General features: G+C 70.1%; 16 protein-coding genes and 1 riboswitch. Of the genes, 14 read left to right on the top strand and 2 right to left on the bottom strand.

Annotated elements, in window-relative coordinates; all coding sequences use genetic code 11:
- Positions 1-315 precede the first annotated feature (315 nt).
- Entirely contained in the window at positions 316-1,719 is a 1,404-nt protein-coding gene (locus BQ7106_RS03385) for a L,D-transpeptidase family protein (RefSeq protein WP_072371262.1), read from the top strand.
- Between the two features lie 111 nt (positions 1,720-1,830).
- Here the strand turns inward: BQ7106_RS03385 and BQ7106_RS03380 are convergent, their stop codons facing one another.
- The gene (locus tag BQ7106_RS03380) at positions 1,831-2,061 is read right to left on the bottom strand and encodes an FmdB family zinc ribbon protein (RefSeq protein ID WP_072371260.1); all 231 of its coding nucleotides are present in this window, start codon (positions 2,059-2,061) and stop codon (positions 1,831-1,833) included.
- A gap of 166 nt (positions 2,062-2,227) precedes the next feature.
- Here BQ7106_RS03380 and BQ7106_RS03375 point away from each other — a divergent pair, with 166 nt between their 5' ends.
- From BQ7106_RS03375 to BQ7106_RS03345, 7 genes are all read left to right on the top strand, one after another.
- Positions 2,228-3,577 carry a thiamine diphosphokinase gene (locus BQ7106_RS03375; RefSeq protein ID WP_072371258.1) on the top strand — a complete coding sequence of 450 codons (1,350 nt, stop codon included), beginning with the start codon at positions 2,228-2,230 and terminating at the stop codon, positions 3,575-3,577.
- A gap of 185 nt (positions 3,578-3,762) precedes the next feature.
- The gene (gene rpmB / locus BQ7106_RS03370) at positions 3,763-3,951 is read left to right on the top strand and encodes a 50S ribosomal protein L28 (RefSeq protein WP_072371255.1); all 189 of its coding nucleotides are present in this window, start codon (positions 3,763-3,765) and stop codon (positions 3,949-3,951) included.
- Positions 3,952-4,345: 394 nt separating this feature from the next.
- On the top strand, positions 4,346-5,965 hold the full coding sequence (locus BQ7106_RS03365) for an ABC transporter substrate-binding protein (RefSeq protein ID WP_240307421.1): 1,620 nt from the start codon (positions 4,346-4,348) through the stop codon (positions 5,963-5,965).
- Positions 5,966-6,076: 111 nt separating this feature from the next.
- The gene (locus tag BQ7106_RS03360) at positions 6,077-7,093 is read left to right on the top strand and encodes an ABC transporter permease (RefSeq protein WP_072371250.1); all 1,017 of its coding nucleotides are present in this window, start codon (positions 6,077-6,079) and stop codon (positions 7,091-7,093) included.
- A 5-nt stretch (positions 7,094-7,098) separates the two neighbouring features.
- On the top strand, positions 7,099-8,016 hold the full coding sequence (gene nikC, locus BQ7106_RS03355; RefSeq protein WP_072371248.1) for a nickel transporter permease: 918 nt from the start codon (positions 7,099-7,101) through the stop codon (positions 8,014-8,016).
- A 4-nt stretch (positions 8,017-8,020) separates the two neighbouring features.
- On the top strand, positions 8,021-9,133 hold the full coding sequence (locus tag BQ7106_RS03350) for an ABC transporter ATP-binding protein (protein ID WP_072371246.1): 1,113 nt from the start codon (positions 8,021-8,023) through the stop codon (positions 9,131-9,133).
- Entirely contained in the window at positions 9,134-10,237 is a 1,104-nt protein-coding gene (locus BQ7106_RS03345; protein WP_072371244.1) for an ABC transporter ATP-binding protein, read from the top strand. It begins immediately after the preceding gene.
- Between the two features lie 722 nt (positions 10,238-10,959).
- Here BQ7106_RS03345 and BQ7106_RS03340 read toward each other — a convergent pair.
- Positions 10,960-12,111 (bottom strand): amidohydrolase, encoded by a 1,152-nt coding sequence (locus BQ7106_RS03340; RefSeq protein WP_072371242.1) that lies wholly within the window; start codon positions 12,109-12,111, stop codon positions 10,960-10,962.
- Between the two features lie 139 nt (positions 12,112-12,250).
- A riboswitch (Lysine riboswitch) is annotated at positions 12,251-12,421 on the top strand.
- A 5-nt stretch (positions 12,422-12,426) separates the two neighbouring features.
- Between BQ7106_RS03340 and BQ7106_RS03335 the strand changes: the two genes are divergently transcribed.
- The 6 genes from BQ7106_RS03335 (at position 12,427) to BQ7106_RS03310 (ending at position 18,590) form a co-directional block, all read left to right on the top strand.
- Positions 12,427-13,704 carry a diaminopimelate decarboxylase gene (locus tag BQ7106_RS03335; protein WP_072371239.1) on the top strand — a complete coding sequence of 426 codons (1,278 nt, stop codon included), beginning with the start codon at positions 12,427-12,429 and terminating at the stop codon, positions 13,702-13,704.
- Between the two features lie 41 nt (positions 13,705-13,745).
- Entirely contained in the window at positions 13,746-14,636 is an 891-nt protein-coding gene (dapA, locus tag BQ7106_RS03330; RefSeq protein ID WP_072371236.1) for a 4-hydroxy-tetrahydrodipicolinate synthase, read from the top strand.
- On the top strand, positions 14,629-15,366 hold the full coding sequence (gene dapB, locus BQ7106_RS03325) for a 4-hydroxy-tetrahydrodipicolinate reductase (protein WP_240307420.1): 738 nt from the start codon (positions 14,629-14,631) through the stop codon (positions 15,364-15,366). The genes dapA and dapB overlap by 8 nt, the downstream gene beginning before the upstream one ends.
- A 76-nt stretch (positions 15,367-15,442) precedes the next feature.
- On the top strand, positions 15,443-16,144 hold the full coding sequence (gene dapD / locus BQ7106_RS03320; RefSeq protein WP_072371233.1) for a 2,3,4,5-tetrahydropyridine-2,6-dicarboxylate N-acetyltransferase: 702 nt from the start codon (positions 15,443-15,445) through the stop codon (positions 16,142-16,144).
- A 395-nt stretch (positions 16,145-16,539) separates the two neighbouring features.
- Entirely contained in the window at positions 16,540-16,887 is a 348-nt protein-coding gene (locus BQ7106_RS03315) for an Asp23/Gls24 family envelope stress response protein (protein ID WP_072371230.1), read from the top strand.
- Positions 16,888-16,919: 32 nt separating this feature from the next.
- Complete coding sequence (locus BQ7106_RS03310; protein ID WP_072371227.1) at positions 16,920-18,590, top strand: DAK2 domain-containing protein; 1,671 nt, start codon at positions 16,920-16,922, stop codon at positions 18,588-18,590.
- Positions 18,591-18,595: the final 5 nt, after the last annotated feature.

The following is an 18,595-nucleotide window of genomic DNA, read 5'->3' as shown; positions in this document are numbered from 1 at the left end:
CCGATTTTCGGGGCGTTTTTCGTCAGACGCTCCGTTTCGGCGTTGGGGCCCGCGGAGGCCTCGGCGTTGGGGCCCGCGGAGGCCTCGGCGTTGGGGCCCGCGGAGGCCTCGGCGTTGGGGCCCGTGGAGGCCTCGGCGTTGGGACCCGCGGAGGGGGTCCGCGCCGTTGGGGCCCGCGGAGGCCTCGGCGTTGGGGCCCGCGCCGCCGCGCGCCGCCGCATAGCGCTCGTCCGGGCCCCGCTACGGCGCGTCTGTCCCCGCGGAGTGGTACCTTCACAGGCAAGCTGCGCCCAGCCCGAAAGGCGGTGCTGAATCATGAAGGCTCGAGAAGGACTACTTGCCGCGCTGGTCGTCGTCGCGCTCGCCCTCTGCCCGGCGCGGGCGGGGGCGACGCCCGCGGGGGACGCGCCCGCCGCAACGCCCCCCGCGACGCCATCCGCGACCCCCGCCGCGACGTCCGACGCCCCGGCGGGCATCAGCGTCTACCGGCTCTACAACCCCTCCACCGGGGAGCACTTCTACACCCAGAGCCCCGACGAGCACGACTCGCTCTGCCTCGTCGGCTGGCGCTCCGAGGGCGTGGGCTGGACGGCCCCCTCGACGGGCGACCCGGTCTACCGCCTCTACAACTCCCACGTCGTCGGCGGGGACCACCACTACACCACGAGCGCGGACGAGCGCGACGCGCTCGTGGCGGCGGGATGGAGCTACGAGGGCGTCGGATGGTACTCCGACCGCGAGCAGGGCGCCCCGCTCCTGCGCCAGTACAACCCCAACGCCGCGACGGGCACGCACAACTTCACGCTGAGCGTCGAGGAGAACCTCAACCTCGTCTCCCACGGGTGGCGGCACGAGGGGGTCGCCTGGTACGCGCTCGACACCAGGTCCGAGGCGCCGGCCGACGGCTTCTCGGGCTGGGCTGAGGTGGGGTCGGATCGGTTCTTTGGCTACGGGGACGGCACGTACGCGACCGGCTGGGCGAGCGTGGGCGGCGCCCGCCTGCACTTCGACGCCAGGGGCCGGCTCGACACGGGCCTCTCGCTCATCGACGGGACGTACTACCTGCTCGGCTCGGACGGCGCCCCCGTCGGGGGATGGTCGCAGCTCATGGACTTCCGGTACTACTTCGACCCCGGAACGGGCGAGCTGCGCCGCGACGGGTGGTTCGAGGACGGGGGCAGCACCTACTACCTCGACCCGACGTCCGGCGCCATGGCGACCGGGCTGCGCACCATCGACGGGACGCCCTACCTCTTCAACGAGGACGGCTCGCTCAACGAGACCCCCGGCCTGGGCGCCATGATGTCCAGGGCGCAGGGCTGCGCCAGCTCCACCAGCTGGCTCATCATGGTTGACACCACCAACAACTACCTGGGAATCTTCTCGGGCGGGAGGGGAGGCTGGAACCTCAGGAGCTACTGGCTGTGCACGACCGGCGCCCCCTCGTCGCCCACCGTCCTCGGCGAGTACACGGTTACGGGCAAGGGCTACTCGTTCAACGGCGCCCTGTCCCTGCCGGCGTACACCTGCTACTACTACACGCAGTTCTACGGCGACTACCTGATCCACTCCGTCGAGTACTACCAGAACACGTTCGACGTCCTCGACGGGCGGCTCGGGCTGAACCTCTCGCACGGCTGCGTCCGCCTGCCCATCGACCAGGCGAAGTGGATCTACGACAACATCCCCTACGGGACGAAGGTCGTGACCTATCGGTAGGGCCCGCGCACCCGGCCCGCCGGCCACGCGCCCGAGCGACTCGACGCAGCGAAAGAGGGGCGGCCTTCGTGGCCGCCCCTCCGTGGTCGAGACGCTGTTTTCCGCGCGAGGCTAGTCGCAGGCGCCGCAGCTCTCGCACTTCTCGCTCTTGGGCGCCGCGCCCTTGCCGCGCTGGTCGGTGTTGTAGAACCCCGACCCCTTGAAGACGATGCCCGACGGGTCGAAGACGCGCTCCGCGACGTGCCCGCAGCTCGGGCAGCTGACGGTGGGATGCGCGCTCATGGGGTGCTCGACCTCAAAGGTGACGCCGCAGTCGGGGCAGTGATAGTCGTAACGTGCCATGGTCCCTCCGAATAACGCGAGAAAAACGTGAAGCTTTCGATCAGCCGCAGGATACTTTACCCAACGTGCGCGTCGGCGAGCGCGAGGTTTTTCTCGCCGGGCGCGTATATCATCATATCTGCGCGCCACCGCGGCGCGAGCGGGCGAGAAGGACGATGGGGGAGCGATGGAAGTTTCGGGCGCGATCTTTGACTGCGACGGCACGCTCGTCGACTCGATGGGCATGTGGACGCACGCCTACGACTGGCTCTGCGGGCGCTACGGCGTGGAGGGCGTCCCGATGGAGCGGCTCGAGTCGCTCTCGCTGCGCGACACCTGCGACTTCTTCCACGACGAGCTCGGCATCCCGGCGAGCCCGGGCGAGCTCTACGAGGAGGTCTGCGCGCACGTCCGCGACGCCTACGAGCGCGAGGTGGCCCTCATGCCCGGCGCCCGTGACTTCCTCGACGAGCTCTCGGCGGCGGGCGTCCCCATGGTCGTGGCCTCGTCGACGCCCCTGCGCGAGCTGCGGTTCGCGCTCGAGGTCCACGACCTCGCGCGCTACTTCTCCGACGTCGTGAGCACCGAGGACGTCGGCGGGCGCGACAAGGAGTTCCCCGACGTCTACCTCGAGGCCGCGCGCCGCCTGGGGACCCCGCGCGAGACGACCTGGGTCTTCGAGGACGCCCCGTTCGGCGTGCGGACGTCGCGCCGCGCCGGCTTTGCCGTGGTCGGCCTCATGAACGACCACGACGGGCGCCGCGAGGAGGACGTGCGCCCGCACTGCGACGTCTTCGTCCACGGCTTCGGCGAGCTCTCCCTCGCGCTGCTGCGCGACTACGAGCGCCCGGCCGCCGCCGAGGGCGCCCCGCTGCGCGCGCTCGTGGTCGCCGGATCGCCCGACCCGAGCTCCCCGGCGCTCGTCCGCGAGCTCGCGGACGCGGCGGACTACGTGGTGTGCGCCGACGGCGGCGCCGACGCCTGCCGCGCGGCGGGGGTCGTGCCCGACGTCTTCTGCGGGGACTGCGACTCGGCGACGTCCGCCGCGGCCGACTGGGCCCGCGCGGCCGCGGCGACCTGCGTGGGCTTCCCCTCCGAGAAGTACGCGACCGACCTTTCGCTCGCGCTCGACTGCGCCCGGCACGAGGCGTCGCGGCGCCGCGCGCCCCTGGCGCTCACGCTCACGTGCGCCTCGGGCGGCCGGCCCGACCACGCGCTGGCCGTCGTGGGGCAGCTGGCGTCGTGCGCCGAGTCCGGGGCGACGGCGCGCGTCGTCGAGGACGGCTACGAGATGAGGGTGCTCGCGTCGGGCGGCGAGCGCAGCTGGCGGCTGGGGGAGCGCGCGGCCGGCCGGACGTTCTCCGCGATCGCGCTCGCCCCCGGGACCCGGATCGACGAGCGCGGCATGCGGTGGGAGCTGAGCGACCACCCGATGGAGCTGCTCGGCGACCTCGGCGTGTCCAACGTGATCGAGGGCGGCGATGCCGAGGTCACCTGCCGCTCCGGCGCCGTCGCCGCGTTCCTGCTGCGCGCGTAGCGCGTGGCGGCCCTGGGCGGCGACTCCGCAAACCCCAACAGGTGGCGACGCACAACAGAAACGCCACAATTCTTGGGGGTTTGGGGAGGGTTCTGGCTTGCAGGCGTTGCCGCGTGTGCTATAGTTGGCGAGCTGTGAAAGATGCGGGCGCGAAAGAGCGCCGCGCCCCCGAGGAGGTACGAGTCATGTCCAAGGTTTGTGAGTTCTGCGGCAAGCACGCCGTTGCCGGTCATTCCATCAGCCACTCCCACCGTGTGGTCAACCGCACGTTCAAGCCCAATATCCAGCGCGTCACCGTTGTGGTCGACGGGCACCGCCGCAAGGCCAACGTGTGCTCCCGCTGCCTCAAGTCCGGCAAGATCGCCCGCAGCTAGCAAAAGCTCAATCGCACCCATGGGGGAGGCCCGAGCGGCCTCCTCTTTTTTGTGCCGCGCCGCGGACGGCGGGCGTGCCGCGCGCGGACGGCGGGCGTTCCGCGCCGCAGCGGACCCCTACGCTGTCAGAATACCTCTATAATTCTCTAGCTATTTTTTTTTGTAAGCAAAAGAGGGCATACGAGATGTAGAGAGGTCTCGTGGGCCCGGAATTGTGTAAAAGAGACCGCCCCGCAGCCGTCCCCGCCCCGGCCGCAATGTTCCAGCGCTGTTTCAGCTTCAAAGCCGCGGGGTTTCCGCTTGGCGCACTTTTGTTTCTTTTGTGACGTTCGTCCGCTCCCCGGGGCTACAGTAGCTCGTGCATTGACCCCACGGGAGGGAGAACACCATGACCATGGCAGACATCTCAAGGCGCCGCTTCGTCCAGGCGATGGGCGCGGTCTCCGCGACCAGCGTCTTCGCGCTCGCGGGCTGCAACAGCCAGCGCGCCAGCGAGGCCGGCGGCGACGACGCCTCCGGCAGCTCCGAGAGCGGCACCGCCGACACCATCACCTTCGCCCAGGGCGCCGACCCGCGCGGCCTCGACCCCGCCTACGTCGACGACGGCGAGTCCGCGAAGATCATGTGCAACATCTACGACACGCTGCTCGCCTACGACACCGAGACCTGCGACGTCGTCGCCGGCCTCGCCGAGATGCCCGAGATCTCCGACGACGGCCTCACCTACACCTTCAAGCTGCACGAGGGCGTCAAGTTCCACGACGGCACCGACTGCAACGCCGAGGCCGTGAAGAAGAACATCGAGCGCCAGCTCGAGCCCAACCGCACGGCCGACATGCCCTACGCCTCCTTCGTCTTCGGCGCCGAGGACTCCAACAGCGGCGTCGCCTCTGTCGAGGCCACCGACGACACCACGCTCGTCATCACGCTGCGCTCCGCCTCCACCGCCTTCATCAAGAACATGGCCATGGCCCTCGCCGCGCCGGTCGTCGCCCCTTCCGCCTACGAGGACGGCGCCAACTCCATCGAGAACCCCATCGGCTCCGGCCCCTACAAGTTCGTCTCGTGGGAGAAGGGCCAGAACGTCGTCCTTGAGGCCAACGAGGACTACTGGGACTCCGAGAACATGCCCCAGACCAAGAACATCATCTTCCGCTTCATCGCCGAGAACTCCAGCCGCGTGACCGCCCTCACCAACGGCGAGGTCGACATCATCGACGGCATTGACGCCTCCGTGGTGCCCACCATCACCGATGCCGGCTACTCCCTCTTCGAGGAGGACGGCATGAACATCAACTACTTGGCGTTCCGCAACGACTCCGGCCAGTTCACCAGCGTCGAGGCCCGTCGCGCGTTCTGCCAGGCCGTCAACGTCGAGGAGATGGTCCAGAGCCTCTACGGCGACTACGCCGGCGTCGCGACCTCCGTCATGCCGCTGTGGATGGCGCCCTACGACGAGGCCGTCACCCAGACCGCCTACGACCCCGAGGCGGCCCGCGCCGCCTTCGAGGAGCTCGGCATCACCGAGGTCTCCCTCTACACCTACTCCAACGTGCGCCCGTACAACTCCATCGGCGGCACCGCGCTCGCCGAGGCCATCCAGGGCTACCTGCAGGAGGTCGGCGTCACCGTCAACATCTCCCAGTTCGACTGGACGACCTACCAGACCAAGGTCGAGACCGACTCCTTCGACTGCTGCCTGTACGGCTGGGTGGGCGACAACGGCGACCCGGACAACTTCATGAACCTCCTCGCCGACGAGAACGTCTCCATGAACGTCGGCCGCTACAGCAACGACGAGTACAAGGCGCTCATCCAGCAGGGCCTTGCCACCGAGGAGGGCGAGGAGCGCGACAACATCTACCTCCAGTGCGAGCAGATGGTCGCCGAGCAGATGCCGTGGATGGTCATCTCCCACGCCAAGAACCTCGCGGGCTACAACCCCAACGTCCAGGGCTTCTACTATCACCCCACGGGCGTCGTGCACCTGCAGGGCGTCACCAAGAGCGCCTAGCGACAAGGGCGCGCTCTTGATGGTCTGACCGTCAGGGAACGGGTCGGCGTCGCTGGCCCGTTCCCCCATTATGTTCCGTTCGTCCCGCCCTGCGCAGGAAAGGGGGAAAGCGTGCTCAAGTACGTGCTCAAGCGCATCCTGATGGCAATTCCCGTGCTGCTTGGCGTCTCGATCATCGTCTTTCTGATCATGCGCGTGTTCTCTGCCGACCCGGCGCCCGTCGTCCTCGGCCAGCACGCGACGGCCGAGGCCATGGAGGCCTGGCGCCAGGAGAACGGCCTCAACGACCCCATCGTCATCCAGTACTTCAACTTCCTCACCGGCGCGCTCACCGGCGACCTCGGCGAGAGCTACTACACGCACGCCCCCGTGGCGCAGGAGCTGCTCTCGCGCTTCCCGGCCACCGTCGAGCTCGCGCTCGTCGCCATCGTCATCGCCGGCGTGGTGGGCGTCGCCCTCGGCGTGGTGTCCGCCACCCACAAGAACTCGCCGATCGACGGCCTCGCCACGATCCTCGCGCTCGTGGGCGTCTCGATGCCGATCTTCTGGCTCGGCGTCCTTCTCATCATCCTGTTCGCCGGCGTGCTCCACGTGCTGCCGAGCTCCGGGCGCATCGACCCGCTGCTCCAGCCGGTGGGCGGGACGGGGCTCTACCTCATCGACACGTTGTTCTCGGGTGACCTCGAGGCCTTCGCCGACGCGCTCTCGCACATCATCCTGCCGGCGCTCGCGCTCTCCATGTACTCGATGGCGGTCATCACCCGCATGACCCGCTCGAGCATGCTCGAGACCCTCAACGAGGACTACGTGCGCACGGCCCGCGCCAAGGGCCTCAAGCGCGGCCGCGTCAACAAGCACCACGCCCTGCGCAACGCCATGCTGCCCGTGACCACGGTCATCGGCCTGCAGCTGGGGAGCCTCCTCGGCGGCGCCATGCTCACCGAGACGGTCTTCGCCTGGCCCGGCATCGGCAAGTACGTGGTCGACTGCATCCTCAAGTCCGACTACCCGGTGGTCCAGGGCGCCGTCCTGCTCATCGGCGTGATCTTCATCGTCATCAACCTCGTGGTGGACGTCATCTACGCCTACCTCGACCCGCGCATCACCTACGGCAAGGAAGAGGGGTGATCGGCATGGCAGAGGCAACGACCGCCCGCACGCAGGGCCCGGGGGAGAAGGACCGGGGTGCCGAGAAGGCCGAGTCGCTGTGGAAGGACGTCTGGTACTCGCTGCGCAAGAACGTCCCCGCCATGGTGAGCCTCGGCGTCATCGCCCTTCTCGCCGTCGTGGCGATCGTCACGTTCGTGGCGCCGCAGGTGCTCCCGTACGACCCCTACCAGCAGGACCTCTCGGTGTCCTTCCAGGGCCCGAGCCCCGAGCACTGGTTCGGCACCGACCAGCAGGGCCGCGACATCTTCTGCCGCATCCTGGTGGGCAGCCAGATCTCGCTCACGGTGGGCCTGCTCTCGGTGGCGATCTCGCTCACCATCGGCGTCACGCTCGGCGCCGTCGCCGGCTACAAGGGCGGCGTGGTTGACACGATCATCATGCGCGTCATGGACATGATGCTCGCGATCCCCTCGATCCTTCTGGCCATCGCCTTCATGGCGGCGCTCGGGCAGGGTATCGACAAGGCCATCGTGGCCATCGGCCTCGTCTCCATCCCGGAGTACGCGCGCATCGTGCGCAGCCAGGTGCTCGCCGTCAAGCAGTCCGACTACGTCGCCGCCGCCCGCGTCATCGGCGACTCCGACGCCACCATCATCTTCCGTCACGTGCTGCCCAACGTCATGCCGTCGATCATCGTGCGCGCCACGCTCGGCATCTCGAGCGCCATCCTCGACGCCGCCGCCCTGGGGTTCCTTGGCCTCGGCGTCCAGCCGCCGGCGGCGGAGTGGGGCGACATGCTCGGCCGCGGCCGCAACTACATCTTCTCGGCGCCGCACGCCATGATCTTCCCGGGCCTCGCCATCACCGTCACGGTGCTCGCGTTCAACCTGCTCGGCGACGGCATCCGCGACGCCTTCGACCCCAAGAGCAGGAACAGGTGATGATATGGCACTGCTAGAGGTACACGATCTCGTCACCGAGTTCCCCACGCGCAAGGGCGTCGTGCGCGCCGTCAACGGCGTGACCTTCGACCTGGACCGCGGCGAGATCCTCGCCGTGGTGGGGGAGTCGGGCTCGGGCAAGTCCGTGACGTCGCTCTCGATCATGGGGCTGCTCCAGGAGCCGGGGCACGTCGCCGGCGGCTCGATCACCTTCGACGGCAAGGACCTCCTCGCCGCCTCCGAGTCCGAGATGGAGCAGGTCCGCGGCGGGCAGATCTCGATGATCTTCCAGGAGCCCATGACCTCGCTGAACCCCGTCTACCGCGTCGGCGACCAGATCGTCGAGGCCATCCGCACGCACTCCGACATGTCGAAGAAGGACGCCTGGGCGCGCGCGGTGGAGATGCTGCGCGTGGTGGGCATCCCGAGCCCCGAGGAGCGCGCCCGCGACTTCCCGCACCAGATGTCCGGCGGCATGCGCCAGCGCGTGATGATCGCCATGGCGCTGTCCTGCGACCCCAAGGTCCTTATCGCCGACGAGCCCACGACGGCCCTCGACGTGACCATCCAGGCGCAGATCCTCGACCTCATCTACAAGCTGCGCGACGAGTTCAACATGGCCGTGCTCCTCATCACCCACGACCTCGGCGTCGTGTCCGAGGTGGCCGACCGCGTGGTCGTCATGTACTGCGGCCAGGTGGTCGAGGAGGGCGAGAAGTTCGAGCTGTTCGAGCGGCCCCTGCACCCCTACACGCTCGGCTTGCTCAACTCCATCCCGCGCCTCGAGGAGGAGTCTTCCGAGCGCCTGTACATGATCCGCGGCTCGGTCCCCAACCCGCTCGACATGCCGGCGGGGTGCCCGTTCTCGGACCGCTGCGAGCGCTGCATGGAGCGCTGCCGCTCCGAGCGTCCCGAGCTCACGACGGTCCCGGGCACCACGCGCCGCGTGCGCTGCTTCCTCTACGACGACGAGGCGGAGGTCGAGCGCGCGGTCGAGGCGACCGTGGCCGCCCACCAGCTCAAGGCCGCGCTCGAGGCGCAGGAGCGCGCCAGGATCGAGCAGGCCGCGGCCGCGGCCCGACGCGGGCGCACCGAGACGGCAAGGGAGGCGCGCTAGATGGCAGCCAGCAACACCGAGAACCTCATCGAGGTCCAGCACCTCACCAAGAGCTTCGTGGCCGACACCAACTTCTTCGGCAAGCCGACGTCGTTCGTGCAGGCCGTCGACGACGTGAGCTTCACCATCCGCCGCGGCGAGGCCTTCGGCCTCGTGGGCGAGTCCGGGTGCGGCAAGACCACCATCGGCAAGATGCTCGTCGGCCTGCTCAAGCCCACGAGCGGCAGGATCGTCTTCGAGGGGCGCGACGTCACCGCGATGCCGGCCAGGGAGCGCCGCGCGCTCTGCCGCGACATCCAGCTCATCTTCCAGGACCCCTACGCGAGCCTGAACCCCCGCATGACGATCGCCCAGATCGTGGCGGAGCCCATCCGCACCAACAAGCTGCTGCCCGAGGACCAGGTCGAGGCGCGCGTGGACGAGCTGCTCGAGTGCGTGGGCCTGGCGTCCTACATGAAGAACCGCTACCCGCACGAGTTCTCGGGCGGGCAGCGCCAGCGCGTGGGCATCGCCCGGGCGCTCGCGGTCAACCCCAAGCTCATCGTCTGCGACGAGCCGGTCTCGGCCCTCGACGTGTCCATCCAGGCGCAGGTCCTGAACCTGCTCGACGACCTCAAGGAGCAGTTCGGCCTGACCTACCTGTTCATCGCGCACGGCCTCAACGTGGTCAAGCACATCTCCGACCGCGTGGGCGTCATGTACCTGGGCCGCCTCATGGAGATCGCCCCCAAGAACAGCCTCTACAGCGAGCCGCTGTGCCCCTACACCCAAGCGCTGCTCTCCGCGATCCCGAGCCCGGACCCCAAGCTCCAGCGCCGCCGCATCATCCTCGAGGGCGACGTCCCGAGCCCCATCGACCCGCCGGCGGGGTGCCGCTTCGCGAGCCGCTGCTTCGCCAAGGTCGGCGCCTGCGACGTGGCTGCCCCCAAGCTGCGCGAGGTCCTGCCCGACCACGCGTGCGCGTGCCACCGCTACGACAACGTCGACGCGGCCGACGTGCTCGACCTCGCGGTGTCGATGCAGCACGAGGCGGCGCGCCCGAGCTACGGGCGCGGCTCCGACCTCGTCAACGCCGACCCGGTCGTGGCGCCCGAGGCGGAGTAGGCCCGTCCCCAGGCGCCCGCCCGACCGCGTGCCCTCCCGTCGCCCCCGGCCTCGCGCCGGGGGCGTCTTTGTGCCGGGGTTGGCGCGGGGAGGCGCCAGGCCCCGCGGCCCGTCCCGGTTGCCGGGCCCCGGGGAGCCGTCCGTGCCGCGCGCGGCAGGTCCAGCAAGCACTCTGCCGGTGCCCGCAGCACGAGGTGGTCGACGCTCCTGCTGCGCCGCCCGTGCGCACAGGAATTCTCGGCCGTTGCAGAAGAGGCCTCCTCCGTGCATAGAAAATCGCGCCCGTATGACGATCGAGGGGGGCGCGGCGCCCTCTGGGCGCGCTCCCCGCCGCCTCCGGGGCTCCCGTACGCCCCCGAGCGCATGGTTTTTCTCGGCCGTTGCGGAGAGGGTCGTCCTTGCGCACAGAAATTCGCGCCCGTTTGCGGCGGTCTTGTCGCGCGCGAGCTCTTCTCGGCAGGGGCGTCGCATACGAGCTGCGATTCCTGTGCAGCACGGGGGCGGCTTCGAAGACGGCCGAGAAAAGCTAAGCAGGCCGAGGGGACGCCGCGTTCCGGGGCGCGCTCCGCGGCGCCGCCCCCGCAAACGGGCGACAATTCCTAAGCGCCGAGTCGCACCCGGTTGCAACGGCAGAGAAAAGCTAAGCACCGAGAAGGACCTAGCACCGAGAAGGACGGGGTGCCCGCGATCCGACCGCGGGCCGCGGGCCGCTCCGCCCCCGCCTACGCCATGAGCAGCAGGCGCCGGTACGCGTCCGCCCCCGCCAGCAGCACCCGCTCGTCGAAGTCGAACGTGTCGGCGTGCAGGGGCGTCCCCGTCCCCGTCCCCAGCAGCATGAAGACGCCGGGCAGGCTCCGCTGGTAGAACGAGAAGTCCTCGGCGATGAGCAGGGGCTCGTCGAGCTCGCGCAGGCCCGGCAGCGCCCGGCGCGCGGCCGAGAGCAGCTCGGGGTCGTTGGTCACGGGCGGGTAGCCCTCCGAGAGGCTGAGCTCGACCGTGCAGCCCTCGGTCCGCGCCGCGTTCTGTGCCAGCGTGCCCACCGCCTCGCGGGCGCGGTCGAGCATCGCGTCCGAGAAGACCCTCAGGCTGCCCTCCGCCCGCGCCGAGCCGGCGATGGCGTTTCTCACCGTCCCCGCCTCGAGCCGGCCGAAGCGCAGCAGGCACGGCTCGCCCCCCTCGCGCGCGAGCCTTCCGCACATCGCCTCCGCAGACGGCACGAACCGCGCCGCCGCGGCGAGCGCGTCGCGGCCCTCCTGCCAGCGCGCGATGTGGCTCGCGCGCCCCGAGAACTCCACGGTGACCTCGCTCGAGCGCGCCATGAGCGCGCCCGGGCGCGAGGCGAGCGTCCCCGCCGGCAGGTCCGGCCAGAGGTGCATGCCAAAGATCCGGTCGACGCCGCAGCGCTCGAGGACGCCGCTCCCGCACACGCGCGCCGCGCCGCCGGTCGTCTCCTCGGCGGGCTGGAACACGATGACCACGTCGCGCGGGAGGTCGTCCGCGCTCAGCCCGCCCGCGCGGTCGGCGACGACGTCGTCGACCCACGTCGCCGCGGCGAGCGCCATGGCCATGTGGCCGTCGTGCCCGCAGGCGTGCATGCGGCCCGGGTGCGCGCTCGCGTACGGTGCCCCGGTGCGCTCCGCCACGGGCAGCGCGTCCATGTCGGTGCGCAGCGCCGTCGCGCGCCCGCGCCCGAGGTCGAACCGGGCGACGAGGCAGCTCTCGCAGGGCTCGACCACCTTGCAGGAGAGCGCGTCGAGCGCGGCGCGCACGTAGGCGAGGGTCTCGGGCAGGTCGACGTCGAGCTCGGGAATGCGGTGCAGGTCGCGCCGCCACCGGCGGAGCCGCTCGAGCTCGCGGTCCTTATCGTCTGGCATGGGTCCTCCTGGGGAAGTGGGACGCGGGGACGGAGGAGCGGTGACAGTCCCCCCGTCCCCGTGTCACGTTCTTTGTTGCCAGTGTATCAACCGGGCGCCGCGTGGTCCCGCGTCGACGCGCTCGCGTGATACAGTGTCGCCACACGATAGAGGCGCGGGCGAGAAGATCCGCGGGGCAGCCGGCAGGCGTCACGACCCCGCGGGGAGGCGGACCCGCCGAACTCTGCGCCCGGGCGCGGTCGCGGGGTGGGCCCTCGGGGAAGACCCGCGGGACTGTCTGCAACGAATCTGCAGGAGCGCTATCAGGGAGCTTGCATGAAGCGGCCGTTCGTCTCCAAGGAGCAGCTCGTCGACATCGCCGAGCGCTACCCGACCCCCTTCCACCTCTACGACGAGGCCGGCATCCGCGCGAACGCGGAGGCCGTGCTCGACGCCTTCTCGTGGAACCCCGGGTTTCGCGAGTACTTCGCCGTGAAGGCCAACCCCAACCCCACGATCGTGAGGATCCTGGCCGAGCACGGCTGCGGCTGCGACTGCTCGAGCCTCACGGAGCTCATGATCGCGCGGCGGCTGGGCCTGACCGGTGAGAGGATCATGTTCTCGTCAAACGACACGCCGGCCGAGGACTTTCGCCTGGCGCGCGAGCTCGGCGCCATCGTGAACTTCGACGACCTCTCCCACATACCCTTCTTCGAGGAGGTGGCGGGCCCCGTTCCGCCCGTCGTGAGCTGCCGCTTCAACCCGGGCGGGCTCTTCCGCCTGGCCAACGGCATCATGGACAACCCCGGCGACTCCAAGTACGGCATGACCGAGGCGCAGCTCTTCGAGGCGTTCCGGGCGCTTCGCGACCGCGGGGCGAGGGAGTTCGGGCTCCACGCGTTTCTCGCCTCCAACACGCACGGCAACGACTACTACCCGGCCCTCGCGCGCATCCTCTTTGGCCTCGCGACGCGCCTCTCGCGCGAGTGCGGCGTGCACGTGGGCTTCGTGAACCTCTCGGGCGGCGTGGGCATCCCGTACCGACCCGACGAGGCCCCCTGCGACATCCGGGCCATCGCCGAGGGCGTGCGCCGCGCCTTCGAGGAGGTGCTCGTGCCGGCCGGCATGGGCGACGTCGCCGTCTTCGCCGAGATGGGGCGCTTCATGACGGGGCCCTTCGGCTGCCTGGTCACGCGGGTCATCCACGAGAAGCGCATCCACAAGGACTACCTGGGCGTCGACGCGAGCGCGGTGGACCTCATCCGGCCGGCCATGTACGGCGCCTACCACCACATAACGGTGATGGGGCAGGCGGGCGGCCCGGACAAGTCCCGCCGGCCCGCCGCGCGCACCTACGACGTCACGGGGTGCCTCTGCGAGAACAACGACAAGTTCGCGGTCGACCGCGAGCTCCCCGAGGTCGAGCTCGGCGACCTGCTCGTCATCCACGACACCGGGGCGCACGGATACTCGATGGGCTACAACTACAACGGCCGGCTCAGGTCCGCGGAGGTGCTGCTGCGCGAGGATGGCTCCACCGAGCTCATCCGTCGCGCCGAGAAGCCGAGCGACTACTTCGCCACCCTCGACGTCAACCCCGACTGGAACCGCTGATCCAAGAGACCCCCTTTGGCCATCTCGAGAAAGGCAGCGCCATGGACATGACCAACCTCACCGGATCGATCGTCGCGCTCGTCACGCCGTTTGCCGAGGACGGCTCGATCGACTTCGCCGCGCTCGAGCGCCTCGTCGACTTCCACCTCGAGAGCGGCACCGACGGCATCCTCGTGCTCGGCACCACCGGCGAGTCGTCGACGATGACCGACGACGAGGACCTCGAGGTGGCGCGCTGCGTGGTGGAGCGCGTCGCCGGCCGCGTCCCCGTGATCGGCGGCGCCGGCTCCAACGCCACCTTCGAGTCGGAGCGCAAGGCGGCCGGCCTCGTGAGGATCGGCGTCGACGGCCTGCTGCTCATCACGCCCTACTACAACAAGTCCAACGAGGAGGGCATCTACCGGCACTTCACCGCCGTGCTCGACAAGGTTGACGTGCCCTGCGTCCTCTACAACATCCCCGGCCGCACCGGGTGCTCCATCAGCGAGAAGAACCTCGCGCGCCTGGCCGAGCACCCCAACGCCTGGGCCATCAAGGAGGCGTCGGGCTCCATCGAGTACGCGACCATGGTCGCGCGCTACCTCTCGGACGACTTCCGCATGTTCTCGGGCAACGACGACATCGTGGTCCCGCTCATGAGCCTGGGCGCCTCGGGCGTCATCTCGGTGTGGGCGGACGTCGCCCCGGCGACCGTCCACGAGATGTGCGCGCGGTTCCTCGCCGGCGACGTCGCGGGCGCCCGTCAGCTCCAGCTCGACAACCTCGAGCTCGTCCACGCGCTCTTCTGCGAGGTCAACCCCATCCCGGTCAAGTGCGCCCTCGCCGAGATGGGCCTCATCGGCGAGAACTACCGCCTGCCGCTCTGGAAGATCTCGGACGCCGGCCGCGAGCGGCTCCTCGCCGCCATGAGGGGAGCTGGTCTCCTTGGCTAGCGCGGGCGGCGTGACGAGCGCGGTCGTGGTGGGCGGCAGCGGCCGCATGGGCAGGCTCGTGCGCGAGGAGCTCGCGGCGCGCGGCTTCGCCGTCTCGGGATCCTACGACGTCGACAACGTCGACGAGCTCGACGAGGGCGCCCCGGCCGCAGACCTCGTCGTGGACTTCTCGGCGCCGGCGGCGCTGCCGCACGTGCTCGCCTACGCGCGGCGCACGGGGGCCGCGCTCGTGAGCGGGGCGACCGGGTACGCGCCCGAGCAGCTTGCCGAGCTGCGCGCGCTGGGCGAGACGAACCGCGTCACCTGGTCCTCGAACTACTCGCTCGGCGTGGCGGCGCTGCGCCGGGCAACCGCGATGGTCGCCGAGGCGCTCGGCGGCTGGGACGTCGAGATCGTGGAGACGCACCACGGCAGGAAGGTCGACGCCCCGAGCGGCACCGCCAAGGCGCTGCTCGCCGCCGTCGACCCCGCGGGCTCCCGGCCCGTCGTGGACGGCCGCTCGGGCATCGCGGGGCCGCGTCGCCCCGGCGAGATCGGCGTGCACGCGCTGCGGGGCGGCACCGTCGCGGGGACGCACGAGGTCCACTTCTTCGGGACCGACGAGGAGGTCTGCCTCACGCACCGCGCCGCGAGCCGCCAGATCTTCGTCGCGGGCGCCGTCGCCGCGGCGGGGCGCCTGCTCTCCCGGCCCGTCGGCTTCTACGACTTCGACGACCTCATGTTCGCCTAGTGGGACAGGGGGACGGGGGGTGTCACCGCTCCGTCCCCCTGTCCCACTCCGTCCCGACCAAGAGATTGGAGCCACCATGGACGCCCAGGAGATCATCGACTTCATCGCAAACGCCCCCAAGGCCACGCCGGTCAAGCTCTACGTCCACGAGCGGTGCGGCATGCGCGTGGACTGGGGGTCCGCGCGCGTCTACGGCGGGCGCGACGGCAAGATCGTCTTTGGCGCGTGGGGCGAGCTCTCCCGGATCCTGGAGAGCAACGCCGACGCCATCGAGTACTTCGACGTCGAGTGCGACCGGCGCAACTCCGCCGTGCCGCTGCTCGACCTCACGGGCGTGAACGCCCGCATCGAGCCGGGCGCGGTCATCCGCGACCGCGTCGAGATCGGCGACGGAGCCGTCATCATGATGGGCGCCGTGATCAACATCGGCGCCGTGGTGGGTCCGGGCACCATGATCGACATGAACGCCGTGCTCGGCGGACGCGCCACTGTGGGGGCGAACTGCCACGTCGGCGCCGGCGCGGTGCTCGCGGGTGTGGTCGAGCCGGCGAGCGCGACGCCCGTGGTCGTGGAGGACGGCGTGATGATCGGCGCAAACGCCGTCGTGCTCGAGGGCGTGCGCGTGGGGGAGGGCGCCGTGGTGGCCGCGGGCGCCGTCTGCGTGGAGGACGTGCCGGCAGGCGCCGTCGTCGCTGGCGTGCCCGCGCGCGCGATCAAGATGCGCGACGGTCGGACCGACGCCAAGACGGGGCTCGTCGAGGAGCTTCGCCGGCTGTAGCTGCGGCGCGTCCGGTTGAATGCGCGCTGGGCGGCGCGCACTCGGGCCCGTTCCTGTCCGGGCGGACGCAAATCCCGTCGAGTGCGCGCTGGGCGGCGCGCACTCGGGCCCGTTCCTGTCCGGGCGGACGCAAATCCGGTCGAGTGCGCGCTGGGCGGCGCGCACTCGGGCCCGTTCCTGTCCGGGCGGACACAAATCCCGTCGAGTGCGCGCCCCGCCACGGGAAAGAGCGCGCACTCGACGAGGCCCGCGCGCATTCGCCGCGACCCCGCGCGCCACCCGCGCCGTATAGCGCAGCGGGGCGGGCGCGCGCCCCGCCGGCCCGCGCCCGCCCCGCTGCGCTATACTTGACCGGATAGGTGTCAGCGACTCTTTCGCCAGCGAGAGGAGACCACATGTCCGGTGTCGTTCCAGGAACGCTGAGGGTGTCCAATGACTGCATCACCGACCTCGCCGGCTACGCCGCGCTCGAGTGCTACGGCGTGGTCGGCATGGCGGAGATCGACGAGCAGGCCGGCGTCGCTCGGCTGCTGCCGTCCTTCCGCCTGAGGAAGGGCATCGACGTGGCCTCCGCGGGCGGCCGCGTGACCGTCGACCTGCACGTCATCGTGGAGCAGGGCGTCAACATGTCCTCCGTCGTGGGTAACCTCACGAGCTCGGTGAAGTTCCTGCTCAAGCAGATCGCCGAGCTTGACGACGTCGACGTCAAGGTGCACATCGAGGGCCTGCGCAACGCGCGCTAGGCACCTCCGAACGAGAACCGAGGTACCCAGAGATGATTTCCACCGTTGTCCGCACCTGCTTCCCCGCGGCCGCGAAGGTCGTCGCCGACCGCGCGGAGGAGATTAACAAGCTCAACGTCTTCCCCGTGCCCGACGGAGACACCGGCACCAACATGTCACTCACGCTCAACACCGTCGTCGGCGAGGTGCAGGCCCTGCCCGCGGACGCCACGATGGACCAGATCGCCAAGGCGATCACGCACGGCTCGCTGATGGGCGCGCGCGGCAACTCGGGCGTCATCACGAGCCAGATCCTGCGCGGCATCGCCGAGGGCCTCGTCGAGGCCAAGAATCAGGAGCACCCCACGCCCTCCGACGTCGCCCACGCCTGGCGACGCGGCGTGAAGGTCGCCTTCAAGGCGGTCCGCAAGCCGGTCGAGGGCACCATCCTCACCGTCCTGCGCGACGTCTCGGCCAAGGCCGACCAGCTCGAGCGCACCAAGATCTCCACGCGCGACATGCTCGACGCCCTCGTGGTCGAGGCGTACGAGTCGGTGGCGCGCACGCCCGACCTGCTCCCCGTCCTCAAGGAGAACGGCGTCGTCGACTCCGGCGCCTTCGGCTTCGCCACCTTCCTCGAGGCCTTCGTCAACGCCGCCAACGGCAAGGCCGGCGAGCTCACCGACTTCAAGACCACCGTCGACGCCAAGGCCGACGTCTCGGCCAAGGTCCAGATCGAGCTCAACGACGACTGGGAGGGCTCGGAGTTCCGCTACTGCAACGAGTTCCTCTTCAAGGCCGAGAAGCCCTTCGACGTCGACGCCTCCCTCGCGCACCTCGCCACCCTCGGCGACTGCGAGCTCATCGTGGGCGCCTACCCCGACTTCAAGGTGCACGTCCACTCCAACGAGCCCAACCGCGTGCTCGAGTACATGCTGCAGTTCGGCCAGGTCTACGAGGTCTTCATCCACAACATGGACATGGAGTCCCACGACCGCACCGCCAAGATCGCCGCGGACCAGGCCGCGGCGGAGGGCGAGAAGGACGATGAGCCCCGCAAGCCCCTCGGCTTCGTCGCGGTCGCGGCGGGCTCCGGGCAGGAGGAGATCCTGCGCTCCCTCGGCGTCGACGTGGTCGTCTCCGGCGGCCAGACCATGAACCCCTCCACGGCCGACATTCTCTCGGCCATCGAGCGCGCGAACGCCGACCAGGTCATCGTCCTGCCCGGCAACGGCAACATCCGCATGGCCGCCGAGGCCGCGGCGAGCGCCTGCGAGGACGCCGAGGTCGCCGTCGTCCCCACCAAGACCGTGCTCCAGGGCTTCTCGGCGATGTTCGCCGTCGACCCCGAGGCGTCGCTCGAGGACAACGTCGCGGCCATGACCGAGGCCATCGCCGACGTCCGCGGCGGCGAGGTCACCACCGCCGTGCGCGACTCCCAGGCCGCCGACGGGTCGCCCATCCACGCGGGCGACGTCATGGGCATCCAGGACGACTCCATCGACGTCGTCGGCTCCGACGTGGCCCAGGTCACCCTCGACCTCATCGCCAGGATGCAGGACGAGGAGGAGGGCGACTCCCTCACGATCCTCGCCGGCCAGGACATGGACGACGAGGCCTTCGAGCGCCTCGTGGCCGCCATCGAGGAGGCCCAGCCCGACCTCGAGGTCGACCCGCACCGCGGCGAGCAGCCCCTCTACCCCGTGATCTTCTCGATCGAGTAGGCGTT

The organism is Thermophilibacter mediterraneus (genome assembly GCF_900119385.1).
GTDB lineage: Bacteria > Actinomycetota > Coriobacteriia > Coriobacteriales > Atopobiaceae > Thermophilibacter > Thermophilibacter mediterraneus.
Note: the sequence above shows the minus strand (reverse complement) of the source record. Positions and strands in the feature narration are given on the sequence as shown.